27 protein-coding genes are annotated in these 21,501 nt (G+C 66.5%); 1 reads left to right on the top strand and 26 read right to left on the bottom strand.

The genetic code is table 11. The features are described 5' to 3' along the window. Nucleotides 1-193: 193 nt before the first annotated feature. From rplO to rpsJ, 21 genes are all read right to left on the bottom strand, one after another. On the bottom strand, nt 194-649 hold the full coding sequence (gene rplO / locus NQU55_RS26270) for a 50S ribosomal protein L15 (protein ID WP_168092749.1): 456 nt from the start codon (nt 647-649) through the stop codon (nt 194-196). Nucleotide 650: 1 nt separating this feature from the next. After that, complete coding sequence (rpmD, locus tag NQU55_RS26265; protein WP_058046820.1) at nt 651-833, bottom strand: 50S ribosomal protein L30; 183 nt, start codon at nt 831-833, stop codon at nt 651-653. Then, entirely contained in the window at nt 833-1,435 is a 603-nt protein-coding gene (rpsE, locus tag NQU55_RS26260; protein ID WP_030368399.1) for a 30S ribosomal protein S5, read from the bottom strand. The genes rpmD and rpsE overlap by 1 nt, the downstream gene beginning before the upstream one ends. A gap of 46 nt (nt 1,436-1,481) precedes the next feature. After that, nucleotides 1,482-1,865, bottom strand: coding sequence for a 50S ribosomal protein L18 (rplR, locus tag NQU55_RS26255; RefSeq protein WP_058046821.1), 384 nt, complete (start codon nt 1,863-1,865; stop codon nt 1,482-1,484). Nucleotides 1,866-1,868: 3 nt separating this feature from the next. Continuing rightward, on the bottom strand, nt 1,869-2,408 hold the full coding sequence (rplF, locus tag NQU55_RS26250) for a 50S ribosomal protein L6 (RefSeq protein WP_030368401.1): 540 nt from the start codon (nt 2,406-2,408) through the stop codon (nt 1,869-1,871). Nucleotides 2,409-2,430: 22 nt separating this feature from the next. Further along, nucleotides 2,431-2,829: a 30S ribosomal protein S8 gene (gene rpsH, locus NQU55_RS26245; protein WP_058046822.1), complete on the bottom strand. Its 399-nt coding sequence runs from the start codon at nt 2,827-2,829 to the stop codon at nt 2,431-2,433. 209 nt (nt 2,830-3,038) lie between these two features. Next, nucleotides 3,039-3,224, bottom strand: a complete 186-nt coding sequence (locus tag NQU55_RS26240; RefSeq protein WP_030368403.1) for a type Z 30S ribosomal protein S14 — start codon at nt 3,222-3,224, stop codon at nt 3,039-3,041. 5 nt (nt 3,225-3,229) lie between these two features. Beyond that, complete coding sequence (rplE, locus tag NQU55_RS26235; protein ID WP_030368404.1) at nt 3,230-3,790, bottom strand: 50S ribosomal protein L5; 561 nt, start codon at nt 3,788-3,790, stop codon at nt 3,230-3,232. Then, on the bottom strand, nt 3,790-4,113 hold the full coding sequence (rplX, locus tag NQU55_RS26230; RefSeq protein WP_058046823.1) for a 50S ribosomal protein L24: 324 nt from the start codon (nt 4,111-4,113) through the stop codon (nt 3,790-3,792). The genes rplE and rplX overlap by 1 nt, the downstream gene beginning before the upstream one ends. 3 nt (nt 4,114-4,116) lie before the next feature. Beyond that, nucleotides 4,117-4,485 carry a 50S ribosomal protein L14 gene (gene rplN / locus NQU55_RS26225; protein WP_099199421.1) on the bottom strand — a complete coding sequence of 123 codons (369 nt, stop codon included), beginning with the start codon at nt 4,483-4,485 and terminating at the stop codon, nt 4,117-4,119. Nucleotides 4,486-4,580: 95 nt separating this feature from the next. After that, nucleotides 4,581-4,862 carry a 30S ribosomal protein S17 gene (gene rpsQ / locus NQU55_RS26220; protein ID WP_058046824.1) on the bottom strand — a complete coding sequence of 94 codons (282 nt, stop codon included), beginning with the start codon at nt 4,860-4,862 and terminating at the stop codon, nt 4,581-4,583. Continuing rightward, on the bottom strand, nt 4,862-5,086 hold the full coding sequence (rpmC, locus tag NQU55_RS26215) for a 50S ribosomal protein L29 (RefSeq protein WP_030368408.1): 225 nt from the start codon (nt 5,084-5,086) through the stop codon (nt 4,862-4,864). Before rpmC ends, rpsQ begins: the two co-directional genes overlap by 1 nt. Continuing rightward, nucleotides 5,086-5,505 (bottom strand): 50S ribosomal protein L16, encoded by a 420-nt coding sequence (rplP, locus tag NQU55_RS26210; RefSeq protein ID WP_106677952.1) that lies wholly within the window; start codon nt 5,503-5,505, stop codon nt 5,086-5,088. Before rplP ends, rpmC begins: the two co-directional genes overlap by 1 nt. Before the next feature lie 5 nt (nt 5,506-5,510). Continuing rightward, a complete protein-coding gene (gene rpsC, locus NQU55_RS26205) occupies nt 5,511-6,338 on the bottom strand; it encodes a 30S ribosomal protein S3 (protein WP_058046825.1) in 828 nt (275 codons plus the stop codon). Next, nucleotides 6,338-6,685 (bottom strand): 50S ribosomal protein L22, encoded by a 348-nt coding sequence (gene rplV, locus NQU55_RS26200; RefSeq protein ID WP_031012097.1) that lies wholly within the window; start codon nt 6,683-6,685, stop codon nt 6,338-6,340. The genes rpsC and rplV overlap by 1 nt, the downstream gene beginning before the upstream one ends. Nucleotides 6,686-6,726: 41 nt before the next feature. Continuing rightward, entirely contained in the window at nt 6,727-7,008 is a 282-nt protein-coding gene (gene rpsS, locus NQU55_RS26195; protein ID WP_004950443.1) for a 30S ribosomal protein S19, read from the bottom strand. A gap of 12 nt (nt 7,009-7,020) precedes the next feature. After that, the gene (gene rplB, locus NQU55_RS26190; protein WP_168092750.1) at nt 7,021-7,857 is read right to left on the bottom strand and encodes a 50S ribosomal protein L2; all 837 of its coding nucleotides are present in this window, start codon (nt 7,855-7,857) and stop codon (nt 7,021-7,023) included. Nucleotides 7,858-7,897: 40 nt separating this feature from the next. After that, nucleotides 7,898-8,221 carry a 50S ribosomal protein L23 gene (gene rplW / locus NQU55_RS26185; protein ID WP_030368414.1) on the bottom strand — a complete coding sequence of 108 codons (324 nt, stop codon included), beginning with the start codon at nt 8,219-8,221 and terminating at the stop codon, nt 7,898-7,900. After that, entirely contained in the window at nt 8,221-8,871 is a 651-nt protein-coding gene (gene rplD / locus NQU55_RS26180; RefSeq protein WP_120756559.1) for a 50S ribosomal protein L4, read from the bottom strand. Before rplD ends, rplW begins: the two co-directional genes overlap by 1 nt. Nucleotides 8,872-8,878: 7 nt before the next feature. Further along, nucleotides 8,879-9,523 (bottom strand): 50S ribosomal protein L3, encoded by a 645-nt coding sequence (gene rplC, locus NQU55_RS26175; RefSeq protein ID WP_030368416.1) that lies wholly within the window; start codon nt 9,521-9,523, stop codon nt 8,879-8,881. Nucleotides 9,524-9,536: 13 nt separating this feature from the next. Then, nucleotides 9,537-9,845 (bottom strand): 30S ribosomal protein S10, encoded by a 309-nt coding sequence (gene rpsJ, locus NQU55_RS26170; protein ID WP_003948644.1) that lies wholly within the window; start codon nt 9,843-9,845, stop codon nt 9,537-9,539. Nucleotides 9,846-10,481: 636 nt separating this feature from the next. On the opposite strand from rpsJ, the gene NQU55_RS26165 reads away from it, so the two are divergent. After that, a complete protein-coding gene (locus NQU55_RS26165; RefSeq protein WP_240976420.1) occupies nt 10,482-12,596 on the top strand; it encodes a PIG-L family deacetylase in 2,115 nt (704 codons plus the stop codon). A gap of 140 nt (nt 12,597-12,736) precedes the next feature. Here NQU55_RS26165 and tuf read toward each other — a convergent pair whose 3' ends face one another. The 5 genes from tuf to NQU55_RS26140 form a co-directional block, all read right to left on the bottom strand. After that, entirely contained in the window at nt 12,737-13,930 is a 1,194-nt protein-coding gene (gene tuf / locus NQU55_RS26160; RefSeq protein WP_058046830.1) for an elongation factor Tu, read from the bottom strand. Between the two features lie 165 nt (nt 13,931-14,095). Then, nucleotides 14,096-16,219, bottom strand: coding sequence for an elongation factor G (gene fusA, locus NQU55_RS26155; RefSeq protein WP_168093377.1), 2,124 nt, complete (start codon nt 16,217-16,219; stop codon nt 14,096-14,098). A 39-nt stretch (nt 16,220-16,258) separates the two neighbouring features. Beyond that, on the bottom strand, nt 16,259-16,729 hold the full coding sequence (rpsG, locus tag NQU55_RS26150) for a 30S ribosomal protein S7 (RefSeq protein ID WP_004950419.1): 471 nt from the start codon (nt 16,727-16,729) through the stop codon (nt 16,259-16,261). 2 nt (nt 16,730-16,731) lie between these two features. Beyond that, entirely contained in the window at nt 16,732-17,103 is a 372-nt protein-coding gene (gene rpsL, locus NQU55_RS26145) for a 30S ribosomal protein S12 (protein WP_003948652.1), read from the bottom strand. Between the two features lie 422 nt (nt 17,104-17,525). Next, complete coding sequence (locus tag NQU55_RS26140; protein WP_168093378.1) at nt 17,526-21,425, bottom strand: DNA-directed RNA polymerase subunit beta'; 3,900 nt, start codon at nt 21,423-21,425, stop codon at nt 17,526-17,528. Nucleotides 21,426-21,501 lie beyond the last annotated feature (76 nt).

Below are 21,501 nucleotides of genomic sequence, written 5' to 3'. Positions count from 1 at the left end.
TGCGCCTCTCACGTTGCCACGCGAGAGGTGACGGTCTTGAGGATCGACGAATACTTATCAGTCAAAATCCGCGCGGGCACAGGCCGCGCGGAGGTTAACAGTGCACGCCACCTTACCGGCGACCGTGCCCCCCTTGGAACGACCAACCGGGGATGCCCCTTTTGGGACATCCCCGGTTGTCAGTTCAACGAGCTCAGACGAGCTCGGTGACGCTGCCGCCGGCAGCGACAATCTTCTCCTTGGCGGAGCCGGAGACGGCGTCAACCGAAACCTGCAGCGCCACGGAGATCTCGCCCTGGCCCAGGACCTTGACGAGCTGGTTCTTGCGAACCGCACCCTTGGCGACCAGGTCGGCCACCGTGACCTCGCCACCCTGCGGGTAGAGCGCGGCCAGCTTGTCCAGGTTCACGACCTGGAACTCGGTGCGGAACGGGTTCTTGAAGCCCTTGAGCTTCGGCAGGCGCATGTGGAGGGGCATCTGCCCACCCTCGAAGCGCTGCGGAACCTGGTAACGGGCCTTGGTGCCCTTGGTACCACGACCTGCGGTCTTACCCTTGGACGCCTCACCACGACCCACACGGGTCTTGGCGGTCTTGGCGCCCGGGGCAGGACGGAGGTTGTGGACCTTCAGCGGGTTCTGCTCCGCCATGTCAGTCGACCTCCTCAACCGTCACGAGGTGGCGGACGGTCTGCACCATGCCGCGGATCTCGGGACGGTCCTCCTTGACAACCACGTCGTTGATCTTCTTGAGACCAAGCGAACGCAGGGTGTCGCGGTGGTTCTGCTTGCTACCGATGTAGGACTTGACCTGCGTGACCTTGAGGCGAGCCATTACGCACCCGCCCCTGCACGCGCCCGCAGCAGAGCGGCGGGAGCCACGTCCTCCAGCGGCAGGCCACGACGGGCGGCGATCTCCTCGGGACGGGAGAGTCCCTGGAGGGCCGTCACCGTGGCGTGCACGATGTTGATCGGGTTCGAAGAACCGAGCGACTTCGACAGGATGTCGTGAACGCCGGCGCACTCGAGCACGGCACGCACCGGGCCACCGGCGATAACACCGGTACCGGGGGAAGCCGGCTTGAGCAGGACGACGCCCGCGGCCTTCTCGCCCTGGATCGGGTGCGGGATGGTGCCCTGGATACGGGGGACCTTGAAGAAGTTCTTCTTGGCCTCTTCCACGCCCTTGGCGATGGCAGCCGGAACTTCCTTGGCCTTGCCGTAACCGACACCCACGGTGCCGTCACCGTCACCCACCACGACGAGCGCGGTGAAGCTGAAGCGACGACCACCCTTGACAACCTTGGCGACGCGGTTGATCGCGACTACGCGCTCAACGTACGCGGTCTTCTCGGCGGCAGCGCCACCGTCGCGACCCTTCCGGTCCCGCCGCTCGCCGCCACCGGCACCGCTTCCGCGGCGCTGGGGTCCAGCCATTGGATTTACCTCTCTCTGTTACGTCCGCTAGCTCCGGAACCGGGGCTTAGAACTTCAGCCCGGCTTCGCGGGCGGCGTCCGCCAGAGCGGCAATGCGCCCGGCGTACTGGTTGCCACCGCGGTCGAACACGACGGCCTCGACGCCGGCGGCCTTGGCGCGCTCGGCGACCAGGGCGCCCACCTTCGTGGCCTGGGCGCTCTTGTCGCCCTCGCCACCGCGGATCGACGCGTCCAGGTGGGACGCCGACGCCAGGGTGTGACCCTTGATGTCGTCGATCACCTGGGCGGTGATGCCACGGTTCGAACGCGTCACGACCAGGCGCGGACGCTCGGCCGTACCCGACATGTTCTTGCGGATGCGGATGTGGCGGCGCTGCTTGGCGGCGCGCTTGTAAGCATCGCCCTTGGCGATCTTCACACCGTATGCCATGGCTTACTTACCAGCCTTTCCGACCTTGCGGCGGATGACCTCGCCCGCGTACTTCACGCCCTTGGCCTTGTAGGGGTCGGGCTTGCGAAGCTTGCGGATGTTGGCGGCAACCTCGCCGACCTTCTGCTTGTCGATGCCCTCGACGCTGAGCTTGGTGGGGGACTCGACCTTGAAGGTGATGCCCTCGGGGGCCTCGATCAGAATCGGGTGGCTGTAGCCCAGAGAGAACTCCAGGTTGGAGCCCTTCGCCTGGACGCGGTAACCGACACCGCTGATCTCAAGAGCCTTGCTGTAGCCCGCGGTCACGCCGGTGATCATGTTCGCCACCAGCGTGCGGGACAGGCCGTGCAGGGCCTTGTTCTGACGCTCGTCGTTCGGACGCGAGACGACAAGGGTGCCGTCCTCGGCCTTAGCGATCTCGATGGGCGCGGCAACGGCGTGCGTGAGGGAACCCTTGGGGCCCTTCACGTGCACCGTACGGCCATCGATGGTGACGTCCACACCAGCGGGAACCTGGATGGGCAGCCGTCCAATACGCGACATTGGCTATTCCTCCGTTCCCTGGTTACCAGACGTAGGCGAGGACTTCCCCACCCACGCCCTTCTTGCTGGCCTGCTGGCCGGTCAGGAGACCGTGGGACGTGGAGATGATCGCCACGCCCAGGCCGCCGAGGACCTTCGGCAGGTTGGTGGACTTTGCGTAGACACGCAGGCCCGGCTTCGAGATGCGCTTGATCCCGGCGATCGAGCGCTCGCGGTTCGGACCGAACTTCAGGTCGATGACGAGGCTCTTGCCGACCTCGGCGTCCTCGACCTTCCAGCCGGCGATGTAGCCCTCCTGCTGCAGGATTTCGGCGATGTGCGCCTTGATCTTGCTGTGGGGCATGGCCACGGAGTCGTGGTAAGCCGAGTTCGCGTTCCGCAGACGGGTCAGCATGTCTGCGATCGGATCGGTCATGGTCATGTTTGGCCTTCGGCCTCTCTCGCCGTGGTTTCCTATCTGCGCCATCCCTCTCCCCGAACAGGGTCGGGGCGGGTGCGGCGCGGGGACCTACGGCGTAGTAAGACGGTCATGGGCGGCGGGCACCCAACCCTTCAACTCTACGCGAGTGAAGGATCGGGCCCCACCGTCCTTGATGCTTACCGAGAGTCCTGGTCAACCCAAGTGGGTTGTTACCAGGAGCTCTTGGTCACGCCCGGCAGCTCGCCACGGTGAGCCATCTCACGAAGGCACACGCGGCAGAGGCCGAACTTGCGGTACACGGAGTGCGGGCGGCCGCAGCGCTGGCAGCGGGTGTACGCGCGCACACCGAACTTCGGCTTGCGAGCAGCCTTGGCAATAAGAGACTTCTTCGCCATCTCGCTTACGCCTCCTTGAACGGGAAGCCGAGGTGACGAAGGAGGGCGCGGCCCTCGTCGTCGTTGGTCGCCGTGGTCACCACGGTGATGTCCATACCCCGGACGCGGTCGATCTTGTCCTGGTCGATCTCGTGGAACATGACCTGCTCCGTGAGACCGAAGGTGTAGTTGCCCCGACCATCGAACTGCTTCGGGGACAGACCACGGAAGTCGCGGATGCGCGGCAGCGCGAGCGACAGGGTGCGGTCCAGGAACTCCCACATGCGGTCACCACGGAGGGTGACGTGGGCGCCGATCGGCTGGCCCTCACGCAGCTTGAACTGCGCGATGGACTTGCGAGCCTTGGTGACGGCGGGCTTCTGGCCCGTGATCGTGGTGAGGTCGCGGATGGCGCCCTCGATCAGCTTGGAGTCGCGGGCGGCGTCGCCCACACCCATGTTGACCACGATCTTGGTGAGGCCGGGAACCTGCATGACGTTCTCGTACGAGAACTCCTCACGCAGCTTGCCGACGATCTCTTCGCGGTAGCGCAGCTTGAGACGCGGCGCGTTGGTGGTGGCAGTCATCAGATGTCCTCACCGGTGCGCTTGGCAACGCGGATCTTGTTGCCGTTGTCGTCGAAGCGGTAACCGACGCGGGTGACGACCTTCTTGCCGTCCTTCTCCACGATGAGCTGAACGTTGCTCACGTGGATCGGGGCCTCGGTCGTGACAATGCCACCGGTCTTGGAACCACGGGCGGTCTGGCCGGCCTTGGTGTGCTTCTTGACCCGGTTGACACCCTCGACGAGAACACGGTCCTCAGCCGGGAAGGCCTGAATGACCTTGCCCTGCTTGCCCTTGTCCTTACCGGTGATGACCTGGACCAGGTCGCCCTTCTTGATCTTCATCGGTTACAGCACCTCCGGCGCGAGCGAGACGATCTTCATGAACTTCTTCTCGCGCAGCTCTCGGCCCACGGGGCCGAAGATACGGGTGCCGCGGGGGTCACCGTCGTTCTTGAGAACGACAGCGGCGTTCTCGTCGAAACGGATGTACGAGCCATCCGGACGGCGGCGCTCCTTGACGGTGCGAACGATGACGGCCTTGACGACGTCACCCTTCTTCACGTTGCCACCGGGGATCGCGTCCTTGACGGTGGCGACGATGACGTCACCGATGCCCGCGTAGCGGCGACCCGAACCACCGAGAACACGGATGCAAAGGATCTCCTTGGCACCAGTGTTGTCGGCGACCCGAAGTCGCGACTCCTGCTGGATCACGTCTATCTCCTGATCGTCTGCCGGTTCCCGGCAGGGGCTCCGAGGAGCCCCTGCCGAGCCTGGCGGAACTTATCTGAGGGAAAACCCCTCAGAAATTACTTGGCCTTCTCGAGGATCTCGACGACGCGCCAGCGCTTCGAGGCGGACAGCGGACGCGTCTCCATCAGGAGGACGCGGTCGCCGACGCCGGCAGCGTTCTGCTCGTCGTGCGCCTTGAGCTTGTTCGTACGGCGGATGACCTTGCCGTACAGCGCGTGCTTGACGCGGTCCTCGACGGCGACGACGACGGTCTTGTCCATCTTGTCGCTGACGACGAGACCCTCACGGGTCTTGCGGAAACCGCGGTCGTTCGTCTCAGTCACATTCTTCTCGCTCATCAGGCGCTCTCCACCGTCTCGATGCCCAGCTCACGCTCGCGCATCAGGGTGTAGATCCGGGCGATGTCCTTACGGACGGACTTGAGCCGACCGTGGTTCTCAAGCTGCCCGGTCGCCGCCTGGAAGCGGAGGTTGAACAGCTCTTCCTTGGCCTCACGGAGCTTCGCGACGAGGTCCTCGTCGTTGAGCTCGCGCAGCTCGGTCGCCTTGATACCAGCGGCCATCACGACTCACCTGCCTCGCGCCGAACAATGCGGCACTTCATCGGAAGCTTGTGCGCGGCGCGGGTCAGCGCCTCACGAGCAACCTTTTCGTTCGGGAAGGACAGCTCGAACATCACCCGACCGGGCTTGACGTTCGCGATCCACCACTCCGGAGAACCCTTACCGGAACCCATGCGGGTCTCGGCCGGCTTCTTGGTCAGCGGACGGTCCGGGTAGATGTTGATCCACACCTTGCCGCCACGCTTGATGTGACGCGTCATGGCGATACGAGCGGACTCGATCTGACGGTTCGTCACGTAGGCCGGGGTCAGGGCCTGGATGCCGTACTCACCGAAGGCGAGCTCGGTGCCACCCTTGGCCATGCCGTTCCGCTTGGGGTGGTGCTGCTTGCGGTGCTTGACCCTGCGAGGGATCAGCATGTCGGTCAGGCCTCCGTTCCGGTGGACTCAGCCGGAGCAGCGGCAGCGGCCTCGGCCTTGGGGGCCTCGGCAGCGGCGTTCTGCTGCGGCTTGCGGCCGCGGCCGCCACGCTCGCCGCCACGGCCACCACGGGCCGGGCGCTCGCCGGCACCACGGGACGGGCGGTTGCCCGCACGCGCCGCGGCGTTCTCGGCGCGGACCTCGGCGATGTTCTTGACGTCGCCCTTGTAGATCCAGACCTTCACGCCGATGCGGCCGAAGGTGGTCTTGGCCTCGAAGAAGCCGTAGTCGACGTTCGCGCGGAGCGTGTGCAGGGGCACACGGCCCTCGCGGTAGAACTCCGAGCGGGACATCTCGGCGCCGCCGAGACGGCCACCGCACTGGATCTTGATGCCCTTGGCGCCGGCCTTCATCGTCGACTGCATGCTCTTACGCATGGCGCGACGGAAGGAGACGCGGGAGGACAGCTGCTCGGCGACGGCCTGGGCCACCAGCTGAGCGTCGACCTCGGGGTTCTTGACCTCGAGGATGTTCAGCTGGACCTGCTTGCCGGTCAGCTTCTCCAGCTCACCGCGGATGCGGTCGGCCTCGGCGCCGCGGCGGCCGATGACGATGCCCGGGCGAGCGGTGTGGATGTCAACGCGGACGCGGTCGCGGGTGCGCTCGATCTCAACCTTCGAGATACCGGCGCGCTCCATGCCCTTCGTCATCATGCGACGAATGGCAACGTCTTCCTTGACGTAGTCCTTGTACAGCTTGTCGGCGTACCAACGGGACTTGAAGTCCGTGGTGATGCCGAGCCGGAACCCGTGCGGGTTAACCTTCTGGCCCATTACCGGGTTCCTTCCTTGCTGCTGACGACCACGGTGATGTGGCTGGTCCGCTTGCGGATCCGGTAGGCACGGCCCTGGGCACGCGGACGGAACCGCTTCAGGGTCGGGCCCTCGTCCACGAACGCCTCGCTGATGTACAGCGACGAAGCGTCCGTGTGGTCGTAGTTGTGCGCGGCGTTGGCAATGGCGCTGTCCAGCACCTTGCCCACCGGCACGCTCGCGGCCTGCGGGGCGAAACGCAGGACCGCCTGAGCCTCCGTGGCGTCCATGCCACGGATGAGGTCCACCACGCGGCGGGCCTTCATGGGCGTGACGCGGATGTACCGCGCCTGGGCCCTGGCTTCCATGGTTGTCCCTTCGGTGTCAGTCATAGTCGTTCGCACCCCGCTTAGCGGCGCTTCGACTTGCGGTCGTCCTTGACGTGGCCGCGGAAGGTGCGGGTCGGCGAGAACTCGCCGAGCTTGTGGCCGACCATCGACTCGGTGACGAACACCGGGACGTGCGTCTTGCCGTTGTGCACCGCGAGCGTGTGGCCGAGCATGGCCGGCACGATCATGGAGCGACGGGACCAGGTCTTGATGACGTTCTTGGTACCAGCCTCGTTCTGAGCGTCCACCTTCTTGATGAGGTGTCCGTCGACGAAGGGTCCCTTCTTGAGACTACGCGGCATCTAAACCCGCTCCTAGCGCTTCTTGTTCGTCTTGCGGCGGCGGACGATGTACTTGTTGCTCGCCTTCTTGGGAGAACGAGTACGACCCTCCTTCTGACCCCACGGGGAGACCGGGTGGCGACCACCGGAGGTCTTGCCCTCACCACCACCGTGCGGGTGGTCAACCGGGTTCATCGCGACACCGCGGACGGTCGGGCGAACGCCCTTCCAGCGCATACGGCCGGCCTTGCCCCAGTTGATGTTCGACTGCTCGGCGTTGCCGACCTCGCCGACCGTGGCGCGGCAGCGGACGTCGACCAGGCGGACCTCGCCGGACGGCATACGCAGGTGGGCGTACTGGCCCTCCTTCGCCAGCAGCTGCACGGAGGAACCGGCAGAGCGGGCGAACTTGGCGCCACCACCGGGACGGAGCTCGATCGCGTGGATCGTGGTACCGACCGGGATGTTGCGGAGCGGGAGGTTGTTGCCCGGCTTGATGTCGGCGCCGGGGCCGTTCTCAATCCGGTCGCCCTGGTTCAGCTTGGCCGGGGCGATGATGTAGCGCTTCTCGCCGTCTGCGTAGTGCAGGAGCGCGATGCGCGCGGTGCGGTTCGGGTCGTACTCGATGTGAGCGACCTTGGCCGGCACGCCGTCCTTGTCGTGACGACGGAAGTCGATCACACGGTAGGCGCGCTTGTGGCCACCGCCCTGGTGACGGACGGTCACACGACCGGTGTTGTTACGGCCGCCCTTGCTGTGCAGGGGGCGGACCAGCGACTTCTCCGGCGTGGACCGCGTGATCTCGACAAAGTCGGCGACGCTGGAGCCACGACGGCCCGGGGTCGTCGGCTTGTACTTGCGGATACCCATTTCTCAGTCCTCGTCCGATTCCGGACGATCCAGACCGCCCTTAGGCGGTCGGACCGCCGAAGATGTCGATACGGTCGCCCTCGGCGAGGGTCACGATGGCGCGCTTGGTGTTGGCACGCTTGCCGAAACCGGTCTTGGTGCGCTTGCGCTTACCCTGACGGTTGATCGTGTTGACCCCGGTGACCTTGACCGAGAAGACCGCCTCGACGGCCTGCTTGATCTGGGTCTTGTTGGCGCGCGGGTCGACGATGAACGTGTACTTGTTCTCGTCCAGCAGCGCGTAGCTCTTCTCGGAGACGACCGGCTTGACCAGGAGGTCGCGCGGGTCCGAGAACGTCTTGCTGGTGACGACGGCCTCAGTCATCAGGCCTCGCTCCCTTCGGTCTCAACGGCCTTGGGGCCAGACACGAAGGACTCGAAGGCGGCCTGGGTGAAGACCACGTCGTCGGAGACGAGCACGTCGTACGTGTTCAGCTGGCCCGGCTCCAGGATGTGAACCTGGGGCAGGTTGCGGGCGGACAGCCACGCGGCCTCGTTGGCGCGCTCGACGACCAGGAGCAGGTTCTTCCGCTCGCTGATCTTGCCGAACAGGCTCTTCGCGGCCTTGGTGGACGCCGCACCCTCGACCACGTCGGAGACGACGTGGATGCGGGAGTGACGCGCGCGGTCCGAGAGGGCACCGCGCAGGGCGGCGGCCTTCATCTTCTTCGGGGTGCGCTGCGAGTAGTCACGCGGCACGGGACCGTGCACGACGCCACCACCGGCGAACTGCGGCGCGCGGGTCGAACCCTGACGGGCGCGACCGGTGCCCTTCTGGCGGTACGGCTTCTTGCCACCGCCGCGGACCTCGCCACGGGTCTTGGTCTTGTGCGTGCCCTGACGGGCAGCGGCCAGCTGCGCGACGACGACCTGGTGGATCAGCGGAACGCTGACCTTCGCGTCGAAGATCTCCGCGGGGAGCTCGACGGTCCCGGCCTTGTCGCCTGCCGGCGAAAGGATGTCAATGGTGCTCATCGTTACCTCAGGCCCCCTTGGCCGCGGTACGGACCAGGACGAGGCCGCCGTTCGGACCAGGAACCGCGCCCTTGATCAGGAGCAGGCCCTTCTCCGCGTCAACGGCGTGGACGGTCAGGTTCTGGGTGGTGACCCGCTCGTTGCCCATGCGGCCCGCCATGCGGAGGCCCTTGAACACACGGCCCGGGGTGGCGCAGCCACCGATGGAACCGGGGGAGCGGTGCTTGCGCTGGGTGCCGTGCCCGGCGCCGAGGCCACGGAAGTTGTGACGCTTCATGACACCGGCGAAGCCCTTGCCCTTGCTCTTGCCGGTGACGTCAACCTTGACGCCCGACTCGAACACGGCGGCGGTGATCTCCTGGCCGAGCGTGTACTCGCTGGCGTCAGCGGTACGCAGCTCCACCAGGTGGCGGCGCGGGGTGACGTCGGCCTTGGCGAAGTGACCCTTGAGGGGCTTGTTCACCTTGCGCGGGTCGATCTCGCCGAAGGCGATCTGGACCGACTCGTAGCCGTCGCTGTCGTTGGTGCGGACCTGGGTGACGACGCAGGGCCCGGCCTTGACGACGGTCACCGGGACAACCCGGTTGTTCTCGTCCCAGACCTGGGTCATGCCGAGCTTCTCGCCCAGGACGCCCTTAATGTTCTTAGCCATCTCGCGCGTCACCTCAGAGCTTGATCTCGATGTCGACGCCCGCCGGCAGGTCGAGACGCATCAGCGAGTCAACCGTCTTCGGCGTGGGGTCGAGGATGTCGATGAGGCGCTTGTGCGTGCGCATCTCGAAGTGCTCGCGCGAGTCCTTGTACTTGTGCGGCGACTTGATGACGCAGTACACGTTCTTCTCAGTGGGCAGCGGCACCGGGCCCGCGACCGACGCACCAGTGCGCGTCACCGTCTCGACGATCTTCTTCGCCGAGGAGTCGATGACCTCGTGGTCGTAGGCCTTGAGCCGGATGCGGATCTTCTGTCCCGCCATGGCTACTCAGTAGTCCTGTCTCTCGTAACGCTCTGGGACTCGGCCGGCTGCGCCCGGAATCGCTTCCGAACGCGGTCCTTCCCCGCTCCACCTCCGACCCACGCGGTCGGGCGTGTCGCGCCCCTTCCAGCAGATTTCCCTAAGGAAATTCCCTGATGAAGGGGGTTGTGGGGGAAAGACACCCACCGAGTGCCTGGCTGGGGCCCCGCTGACACTTCCCGGAAGATTCCCGTACTTCCGCCTCTACACCTTTCGATGTAAAGCATGAGGCGACGAGTACTGCGGGACTCGCTTCCAGTCCTCCCGGCGGGAGGCGCGCAGCATCGGCACTCAACCGAGCAACCTGAACAGTGTGCCATACGTGCCCGAAGAGGCGCCAATCCTGGCCGAAGACGGTACCCCGACCGGCTCAGTTGTCAAACCACCTCGCCGACATACGGGACACTATGGCTCTTACACCTCGACCGCCGCTCGGGTCCCCCGGGTCACCCGCCTCACGCCCGCCGGACGCTGGGAAATCCGCACTTTGCCGGGGTTTGCCGCGGCCCCGGGCAACCGCCGCGCTCCCCCCGTCGTCCCCTATCACGCCGGGGAAGCAGGGGACCGCGTGCCGCACAACGGGACGGAGTCATGTAGTTGAACATCTCACAGCACATGGTGATATCCCGCCGGACCGCGCTCGCCGGCCTGGCCGCCGCCACGGCGGCCGTCGCGGCGGGGTGCAGCGGAGGGGGCGGCAAGAAGCCCAAGGCCTCCCCCAGCCCCATAAGAGCTGTGGACCCCAGCGCCACCCAGTCCTTCACCAACACCGGAAACTCGCTGTTGCTGCAGGTCATGGCGCACCCCGACGACGACCTGTACTTCATGAGCCCCGACGCCGAGCACATCGTGCGGGCCGGGGTCCCCGTCGTCTCGGTCTACGTCACGGCCGGCGAGGCCGTCGGGCAGAACTGGATCGAGGGCATGCCCAAGACCAGGCCCGACAAGGCGGCCTACTCCTCCGCGCGCCACCAGGGCCTGCGCCAGGCGTACGCCGAGATGATCGGCCTGGACCGGTTCACGGCCTGGCGGAAGTCCGTCCTGGACCTGGGCGGCGGCGTCACGGCCGAGACGAACGAGCTCACCAACGGCCGGCGCAAGGCCCAGCTGATCTTCCTCAACATCGCCATGCTCTCGGCCGGCGAGATGCGGCTGCCCCTGCTGTGGGAGCGGCCCGAGGGCGAGATGCAGTCGCTCGTCGCCACCGGCTCGCCGTGCACCTCCTCCAGCACCTACCGGCACGGCACGCTGGTGGACGCCCTCGCCGCGATCATGGACCGGTTCCGGCCCACCGTGGTGCACACCATGGACCCGGACCCCGACTACCAGGTCCACGACGCCACCCACCCCAAGGACAACGACTACGGGGCCTGCTCCGACCACCGCGACCACACCCCGACCGCGCTCTTCACCTGGAAGGCGCTCTCCCAGTGGGTGGCCGACACCACCAAGCGCGAGGGCCACCCGCCCCGCTTCGTGACCACGTCCTTCCGCGGCTACTACAACCAGCGCTGGCCGCACAACCTGCCGCCCGAGGTCATAGAGCAGAAGCACCGCCTGGTCGAGGCGTACGGCGGCGACCCCGGGTGGGAGTGCGGCAACCCCGCCGGCTGCGGCGACTACGGCCAGGGCGGCGACCGCCCGATGACCAACCGCAAGGGCTGGATCCGCTCCACCCACTACCGCTACCAGGGCGCCGCCACCGCGCTGGGCACCGACCGGGCCGGCCGCCTGGAGGCCTTCGGCGTGCTGGGCACCCAGGCCGTGCGCTGGCAGGAGACCTCCCCCGGCAGCGGCCGCTGGAGCGAGCCGCAGAACCTCGGCGGCGGGCCCCTAGCGCCCGTCCTCGCGGCCGTGCAGGACTCCCAGGGGCGCCGGCTGCTGTTCGCCCTGCGGTTCTCCGCCCTCACCGGGCAGGGCCGCCCCGACACCCGCGAGATCGTCGTCCTGGAGCAGCGCTCCCCCGGCGGCCCCTTCAAGGCCTGGACCGGCCTCGGCAACCCCGAGCAGCGCCCCGACCGCGGCCGCCGCGTGGGCGTGCCGGCCGCCGTCGCCGCCCCCGACGGACGCGTCCACCTCTTCGTCCGCAACGCGGGCAAGGGCGTCTCCGGCCGGGTGCGGGAGGCCGACGGCACCTGGGGGAAGTGGCAGAGCCTGCACGGGCAGGAGATCCAGGATGGGCTCACCGCCGTCCTGGACGGGGAGCAGCGCGTCCACGTCTTCGGCACCGGCCGCGACACCGTCCACCACTGGACGCAGGACGAGCCCGGCAAGCCGGTCCGCTACGCGCCCCTGAAGGGCCTGCCGCAGCCGGGCGGGCTCCCCGGAGCGGCGCTGGGCCCCGAGGGCGCCCTGGCCCTGGTCTACCGCTCCCCCGCCGCCGTCGAGCCGGTGGTGCACACCTTCACGCCGGGCTCCGAGGAGATGCGCTCCGCCGAGCTGCAGAACTTCGCGGGCTACGGGCCGCTCTCCGCGCACACCCTGGCCGTCCGGGGCGGGCAGGACGCGGTGATGGTGCTCGGACGGGCGGTGAACGGCGAGATACAGCTCATCGACGGCTCCGGCGACTCCGAGCCCGTGCGCTCCGACGCCAGGCTCGTGCCCGTGGGGACCTCCGCGATGACCACGGACGCCGGCCACCAGCTGTGCGTGGCCGGGATGAGCCCGGACGCGCGGCCGTGGATCTGGCGCCCGGAGCTCCCGCACACCTGACGCGGCCGTACGGCGTTCACCCGTACAGCTGATTCCGACCGTTGATCGCGTCCGTCGATCGCGTCCGTACGGGCGTATGCGAGAAGGCCCCGCACATCCGAGGATGTGCGGGGCCTTCTCAGACCTTCAAGTAAGAGGACTTACTTGTTGATCTTGGTGACCTGGCCGGCGCCGACGGTGCGGCCGCCCTCACGGATGGTGAAGCGCAGGCCCTCCTCCATCGCGACGGGCTGGATCAGGGAGACGGACATCTCGGCGTTGTCGCCGGGCATGACCATCTCGGTGCCCTCGGCGAGGGTCACAACACCGGTCACGTCAGTCGTACGGAAGTAGAACTGCGGACGGTAGTTGTTGAAGAACGGGGTGTGACGGCCACCCTCGTCCTTCGACAGGATGTAGGCCGTGGCCTCGAACTCGGTGTGCGGGGTGACCGAACCCGGCTTGATGATGCACTGGCCGCGCTCGACGTCCTCGCGCTTGATGCCACGGAGGAGCAGACCGACGTTCTCACCGGCCTGGCCCTCGTCGAGCAGCTTGCGGAACATCTCGATGCCGGTGACCGTGGTGGTGGTCTTCTCGGTCTTGATGCCGATGATGTCGACGGTCTCGTTGACCTTGAGGACACCACGCTCGATACGACCGGTGACGACGGTGCCACGACCGGTGATCGTGAAGACGTCCTCGATCGGCATCAGGAACGGCTTGTCGACGTCACGCTCGGGCTGCGGGATGTTCTCGTCGACAGCCTTCATCAGGCCGAGGAGCTTCTCGCCCCACTCCTTGTCGCCCTCGAGCGCCTTGAGCGCCGAGACCTGGACGACCGGAGCGTTGTCGCCGTCGAACTCGTACTCGTTGAGGAGCTCACGGACCTCGAGCTCGACGAGCTCCAGGATCTCCTCGTCGTCCACCATGTCGGCCTTGTTCAGGGCGACAACGATGTACGGAACGCCGGACTGGCGGGCCAGGAGCACGTGCTCCTTGGTCTGCGGCATCGGACCGTCGGTCGCGGCGACCACGAGGATCGCGCCGTCCATCTGGGCGGCACCGGTGATCATGTTCTTGATGTAGTCCGCGTGACCCGGGCAGTCAACGTGGGCGTAGTGACGCGACTCGGTCTGGTACTCGACGTGCGCGATCGAGATGGTGATACCGCGCTGACGCTCCTCCGGGGCCTTGTCGATCTCGTCGAAAGGCGTGAAGGGGTTCAGGTCCGGGTACGCGTCGTGCAGCACCTTGGTGATCGCCGCGGTAAGAGTGGTCTTACCGTGGTCGACGTGACCGATGGTGCCGATGTTGACGTGCGGCTTAGTCCGCTCGAACTTCGCCTTCGCCACTGGGGTCCTCCTGGGGAGTGGTTCTGTACGCCTGGATTGGGTCGGCGCCAGGGATCTTTGCTGGGGTGCCGTCCGCCGGGGCACACCGCCATGGTTTGCGGTGGTATGCCCCGACAGTCGGTGTCAAGCCTAAAGCGTGAGCTTCGTCTGTGGAGACGGAGCTGATTACTCGCCCTTGGCCTTCGCGATGATCTCCTCGGCGACGTTCCGCGGAACCTCGGCGTAGGAGTCGAACTGCATCGAGTAGCTTGCGCGACCCGAAGTCTTGCTGCGGAGGTCTCCGACGTAGCCGAACATCTCCGACAGCGGAACCAGGCCCTTGACGAGCTTGGCGCCGTGACGGTCCTCCATGGCCTGGATCTGGCCACGACGGGAGTTGATGTCACCGATGACATCACCCATGTAGTCCTCGGGGGTGGTGACCTCGACGGACATCATCGGCTCGAGCAGAGCCGGGGACGCCTTGCGAGCACCCTCCTTGAACGCCATGGAACCGGCGATCTTGAACGCGAGCTCCGAGGAGTCGACGTCGTGGAAGGCACCGTCGAGCAGCGTCACCTTGACGCCGGTCAGCGGGTAGCCGGCCAGAACACCGAACTCCATGGCCTCCTGGCAACCGGCGTCCACGGACGGGATGTACTCCCGCGGGATGCGGCCACCGGTGACCTTGTTCTCGAACTCGTAGCCGTCGCCCTCGAGGGGCTCGATCGCCATCTGCACCTTGGCGAACTGGCCGGAACCACCAGTCTGCTTCTTGTGCGTGTAGTCGATGCGCTCGACGGCCTTGCGGATCGTCTCGCGGTACGCGACCTGCGGCTTGCCGACGTTGGCCTCGACCTTGAACTCACGGCGCATACGGTCGACCAGCACGTCGAGGTGCAGCTCGCCCATACCCGCGATGATGGTCTGGCCCGTCTCCTCGTCCGTGTGGACCTGGAAGGACGGGTCCTCCTCGGCGAGACGCTGGATCGCGACGCCGAGCTTCTCCTGGTCGCCCTTCGACTTGGGCTCGATGGCGACCTGGATGACCGGGGCCGGGAAGTCCATCGACTCCAGGATCACCGGGTTCGACGCGTCGCAGAGGGTCTCACCGGTGGTGGTCTGCTTCAGACCCATGACGGCGACGATGTCACCGGCACCCACCGACTCGATCTCCTCACGCTTGTTCGCGTGCATCCGGTAGATCTTGCCGATGCGCTCCTTCTTGCCCTTGACGGAGTTCTGCACCTGGGTGCCCGCCGTCATGCGGCCCGAGTAAACCCGGACGAAGGTGAGCTTGCCGAGGTGCGGGTCGCTCATGATCTTGAAGGCAAGGCCGGCGAACGGCTCGTCGTCGGACGGCTTGCGCTTCACGACCTCGTCGGCGTCGTTGACCGCGTGGCCCTCAACGGCCTCGATGTCGAGCGGCGACGGGAGGTAGCGGACCACGGCGTCGAGCAGGGGCTGAACGCCCTTGTTCTTGAACGCGGTACCACAGAACACCGGGGTGACGGTGACGGAGTCGCCGCCGCCCTTCGACGCGAGGGTGATGCGGCGGATGGCCGCCATCAGCTGCTCCTCGGTGGGCTCCTGGCCCTCGAGGAAGAGCTCCATCATCTCTTCGTCGTTCTCGGCAACGCCCTCGAGGAGCTTGCCGCGCCATTCCTCGGCAGCCTCGATGTGGGTGTCCGGGATGTCGACGACGTCGTACATCTCGCCCTTGGCGGCCTCGGCGGACCAGACCAGCGCCTTCATCTGGACGAGGTCGACCACGCCCTTGAAGTCGGCCTCGGTGCCGATCGGCAGCTGCATGACCAGCGGAACCGCGCCCAGGCGGTCGACGATCATGTCGACGCAGCGGTGGAACTCGGCACCCGTACGGTCCAGCTTGTTGACGAAGCAGATGCGCGGCACGCCGTAGCGGTCCGCCTGACGCCAAACGGTCTCGGACTGGGGCTCAACACCGGCAACGCCGTCGAACACCGTCACAGCACCGTCGAGCACGCGCAGGGAGCGCTCCACCTCGACGGTGAAGTCGACGTGACCCGGGGTGTCGATGATGTTGATGGTGTGGTCGACGTTGTCGAGCGGCCAGTGGCAGGTGGTGGCAGCAGACGTGATCGTGATGCCACGCTCCTGCTCCTGCTCCATCCAGTCCATCGTGGCAGCGCCGTCGTGGACCTCACCGATCTTGTACGAAACACCGGTGTAGAACAGGATCCGCTCGGTGGTGGTCGTCTTGCCCGCGTCGATGTGGGCCATGATCCCGATGTTGCGGACCTTGGCCAGGTCAAGCGAAGTGGTGGCCATATGGCTCAGTCTTCTCTCGGTTCTCGATGGGGGTAGCGACTACCAGCGGTAGTGCGCGAAGGCCTTGTTGGACTCGGCCATCTTGTGCGTGTCCTCACGCTTCTTGACCGAGGCGCCGAGACCGTTCGAGGCGTCCAGCAGCTCGTTCATGAGGCGCTCGGTCATGGTCTTCTCGCGACGGGCGCGGGAGTAACCGACCAGCCAGCGCAGCGCCAGGGTGGAGGCGCGGCCCGGACGGACCTCGACCGGCACCTGGTAGGTGGCGCCACCGACACGGCGGGACTTGACCTCGAGAGCCGGCTTGACGTTCTCGAGGGCGCGCTTGAGGGTGATGACCGGGTCGTTACCGGTCTTCTCGCGCAGACCCTCCATGGCGCCGTACACGATGCGCTCGGCGGTGGAGCGCTTGCCGTGCAGGAGGATCTTGTTGATCAGCGACGTCACCAGAGGGGAGCCGTAAACCGGGTCGATGATGACCGGGCGCTTCGGGGCGGGGCCCTTACGAGGCATTCTTACTTCTCCTTCTTGGCGCCGTAGCGGCTGCGAGCCTGCTTACGGTTCTTGACGCCCTGCGTGTCGAGGGAACCGCGGATGATCTTGTAGCGAACACCCGGCAGGTCCTTCACACGGCCACCGCGCACGAGCACGATGGAGTGCTCCTGCAGGTTGTGACCCTCACCCGGAATGTAAGCGGTGACCTCGATGCCGGAGGTCAGACGCACACGCGCGACCTTACGGAGCGCCGAGTTCGGCTTCTTCGGGGTGGTCGTGAAAACACGCGTGCAGACGCCGCGGCGCTGGGGCGAACCCTCGAGTGCGGGCGTCTTGTTCTTCTCGACCTTGTCCTGCCGGCCCTTTCGGACCAGCTGCTGGATCGTAGGCACCGTTTCTCCGGTTTCTGTGATCTCGATAAAACTAACCTGGCGACCCGCCGACCCACGCGGTCGGGCGTGTCGAAGGCTGCAGACCCCCGCCGATGATGGAAAGGGCGCAGAATTCGGTGTCTTCGACCGCTTCGGACCGAGAAGATCCGAGAGGTCCGGTCTCCCGCGCGGACTGTGGGCACGCACGAGAGCCCAGGGACACCCCAGGCACAAGGTCAGAGCCTACCTAGCGCATGGGCTGCGGTCAAAACAAATGCACACGCGGAGGACACCCCGATGTGCTGCATATGTCACGTTTTGCCGGGGCCGCGGGCGGTTGGTGTCGCGCGTATGGGTGAAATCACGCGGCCGGCCCTCCCCCGGGTACGCCGCAGGGCGGCCACCCCGTGGGGTGACCGCCCTGCGGACGTACCGCTTGCGACTTACTGGTTGTACGGACCGTAGTCGTAGTCCTCCAACGGGACCGCCTGGCCGGAGCCGGTGCCGAAGGGCGAGTAGTCGATGTCGTCGTAACCGACGGCCGAGTACATCGCGGCCTTGGCCTCCTCGGTGGGCTCCACCCGGATGTTGCGGTAGCGGGACAGGCCCGTACCGGCCGGGATGAGCTTACCGATGATGACGTTCTCCTTGAGGCCGATCAGGGAGTCCGACTTGGCGTTGATCGCCGCGTCGGTGAGCACCCGGGTCGTCTCCTGGAAGGACGCCGCCGACAGCCACGACTCGGTGGCGAGCGAGGCCTTGGTGATACCCATCAGCTGCGGACGGCCGGAGGCGGGGTGACCGCCCTCGGTGACCACACGACGGTTCTCGCCCTCGAAGCGCGAACGCTCCACGAGCTCGCCCGGCAGCAGCTCCGCGTCGCCGGACTCGATGATCGTCACGCGGCGCAGCATCTGCCGGATGATGATCTCGATGTGCTTGTCGTGGATCGACACGCCCTGCGAGTTGTAGACCTTCTGGACCTCGCCGACCAGGTGGACCTGGACGGCGCGCTGGCCCAGGATGCGCAGCACGTCGTGCGGGTTGGTGGCACCCACGGTGAGCTTCTGGCCCACCTCGACGTGCTCGCCCTCGCTGACCAGCAGACGGGCGCGCTTGGAGATCGGGAACGCCGTCTCCTCGCTGCCGTCGTCCGGAGTGACGACGATCTTCTTGGTCTTCTCGGTCTCCTCGATGCGGATGCGGCCGGCCGCCTCCGAGATCGGGGCGACACCCTTGGGCGTACGGGCTTCGAAGAGCTCGACGACACGGGGCAGACCCTGGGTGATGTCGTCACCGGCCACACCACCGGTGTGGAAGGTACGCATCGTCAGCTGGGTACCGGGCTCACCGATGGACTGGGCGGCGATGATGCCGACCGCCTCACCGATGTCCACCAGCTTGCCGGTCGCCAGCGAGCGGCCGTAGCAGAAGGCACAGGTGCCGACCGCGGACTCACAGGTGAGGACCGAACGGGTCTTGACCGTCTCGACGCCGTTGGCGACGAGCTGGTCGATGAGCACGTCACCGAGGTCGACGTTGGCCGGTGCGATGACCTTGCCGTCGATGACGACGTCCTCGGCCAGCATGCGGGCGTAGACGCTGGTCTCGACGTCCTCGGCCTTGCGCAGCACGCCGTCGGCGCCGCGGGAGGCGATCTGCAGCTTGAGGCCGCGCTCGGTGCCGCAGTCCTCCTCGCGGATGATGACGTCCTGCGAGACGTCCACGAGACGACGGGTCAGGTAACCCGAGTCGGCGGTACGGAGGGCGGTGTCCGCGAGACCCTTACGGGCACCGTGGGTGGAGATGAAGTACTCCAGCACGGAGAGACCCTCACGGAACGACGCCTTAATGGGTCGCGGGATGGTCTCGTTCTTCGCGTTGGACACCAGACCACGCATACCGGCGATCTGTCGCATCTGCATCATGTTTCCTCGGGCACCCGAGTCAACCATCATGAAGATGGGGTTCGTCTTGGGGAAGTTCGCGTTCATCGCCTCGGCAACCTCGTTGGTCGCCTTGGTCCAGATCGCGATGAGCTCCTGCGTGCGCTCGTCCTTGGTGATCAGACCGCGCTCGTACTGCTTCTGGACCTTCTCGTCCTGCGCCTCGTAGCCGCGGACGATCTCCTTCTTGGCCTCGGGGACCACGACGTCGGAGATGGCCACGGTGACGCCGGAACGGGTCGCCCAGTGGAAGCCGGCCGCCTTCAGGTTGTCGAGCGTCGCCGCCACGATGACCTTGGGGTAGCGCTCGGCCAGGTCGTTGACGATCTCGGAGAGCTGCTTCTTGCCCACCGAGTAGTCCACGAACGGGTAGTCCTCGGGCAGCAGCTCGTTGAAGAGCGCGCGGCCCAGGGTGGTGCGCAGGCGGAAGCTGTCGCCCTGCTGCCACTCCGGCTCGCCCTCCTCGGCGACCGGGGGAACCCAGCCGCGCGGGGGAACGGTGCCGATCGGGAAGCGGATGTCGACCTTCGCCTGGAGCGAGAGCTCACGGGCGTCGAACGCCATGATCGCCTCGGCGACCGAGCCGAAGGACCGGCCCTCGCCGATGACCTTGCGCTCTTCCTCGTCGGTGGTGAGGAAGAACAGACCGAGCACCATGTCCTGGGTCGGCATGGTGACCGGACGGCCGTCGGCCGGCTTGAGGATGTTGTTCGAGGACAGCATCAGGATGCGGGCCTCGGCCTGCGCCTCCGCGGAGAGCGGCAGGTGGACGGCCATCTGGTCACCGTCGAAGTCCGCGTTGAACGCGGTGCAGACGAGCGGGTGGATCTGGATGGCCTTGCCCTCGACCAGCTGCGGCTCGAAGGCCTGGATGCCGAGGCGGTGCAGGGTGGGCGCACGGTTCAGCAGCACCGGGTGCTCGGCGATGACCTCTTCGAGGACGTCGTACACCACGGTGCGGCCGCGCTCGACCATGCGCTTGGCCGACTTGATGTTCTGCGCGTGGTTCAGGTCGACCAGGCGCTTCATCACGAACGGCTTGAAGAGCTCCAGCGCCATGGCCTTGGGCAGACCGCACTGGTGCAGCTTCAGCTGCGGACCGACGACGATGACGGAACGGGCCGAGTAGTCGACTCGCTTACCGAGCAGGTTCTGACGGAATCGACCCTGCTTACCCTTCAGCATGTCGCTGAGGGACTTCAGCGGGCGGTTACCGGGACCGGTGACCGGGCGACCGCGGCGGCCGTTGTCGAACAGCGCGTCGACGGCCTCCTGCAGCATCCGCTTCTCGTTGTTCACGATGATCTCGGGGGCACCGAGGTCAAGGAGACGCTTGAGGCGGTTGTTGCGGTTGATCACACGGCGGTACAGGTCGTTCAGGTCGGAGGTCGCGAAGCGGCCACCGTCCAGCTGCACCATCGGACGCAGGTCCGGCGGGATCACGGGGATGCAGTCCAGCACCATGCCGCTGGGGCTGTTGCGGGTCTGCAGGAAGGCGGAGACGACCTTGAGGCGCTTGAGCGCACGGGTCTTCTTCTGGCCCTTGCCGGTCCGGATGATCTCGCGGAGGCGCTCGGCCTCCTCGTCGAGGTCGAAGGACTCCAGGCGCTTCTGCAGCGCGGCGGCGCCCATCGCACCCATGAAGTAGGTGCCGAAGCGGTCGCGCAGCTCGCGGTAGAGCAGCTCGTCGCCCTCGAGGTCCTGGACCTTGAGGTTCTTGAAGCGGTTCCAGACCTCGTCGAGACGGTCGATCTCGCGCTGCGCGCGGTCGCGCAGCTGCTTCATCTCACGCTCGGCGCCCTCGCGCACCTTGCGGCGCACGTCGGCCTTGGCACCCTCGGCCTCGAGCTCGGCCAGGTCGGACTCGAGCTTCTTGGCACGGGCCTCGAGGTCGGCGTCACGGCGCTGCTCGATCTGCTGGCGCTCGACGGAGACGTGGGCCTCCAGCGAGGGCAGGTCGCGCGTGCGGCGCTCCTCGTCCACCCACGTGATCATGTAGGCGGCGAAGTAGATGACCTTCTCGAGGTCCTTCGGGGCGAGGTCGAGCAGGTAGCCCAGACGCGACGGGACGCCCTTGAAGTACCAGATGTGGGTGACGGGAGCGGCCAGCTCGATGTGGCCCATCCGCTCACGGCGCACCTTGGCGCGGGTGACCTCGACGCCACAGCGCTCACAGATGATGCCCTTGAAGCGGACACGCTTGTACTTGCCGCAGTAGCACTCCCAGTCCCGGGTCGGACCGAAGATCTTCTCGCAGAAGAGTCCGTCCTTTTCGGGCTTCAGGGTGCGGTAGTTGATGGTCTCCGGCTTCTTGACCTCGCCGTGGGACCAGGTTCGGATGTCGTCCGCGGTCGCCAGGCCGATCCGCAGCTCGTCGAAGAAGTTGACGTCGAGCACTGTTCGTCAATCCCTCTTTCAGGGTCGTGTCTTCATCAGTGGTCTGAGGGGGTCCGGGGACGACGGGGGGCTCGTG

This window comes from Streptomyces telluris, from assembly GCF_024519335.1.
GTDB classification, from domain to species: Bacteria; Actinomycetota; Actinomycetes; order Streptomycetales; family Streptomycetaceae; genus Streptomyces; species Streptomyces telluris.
This window is presented reverse-complemented; position numbering and strand designations above follow the sequence as displayed.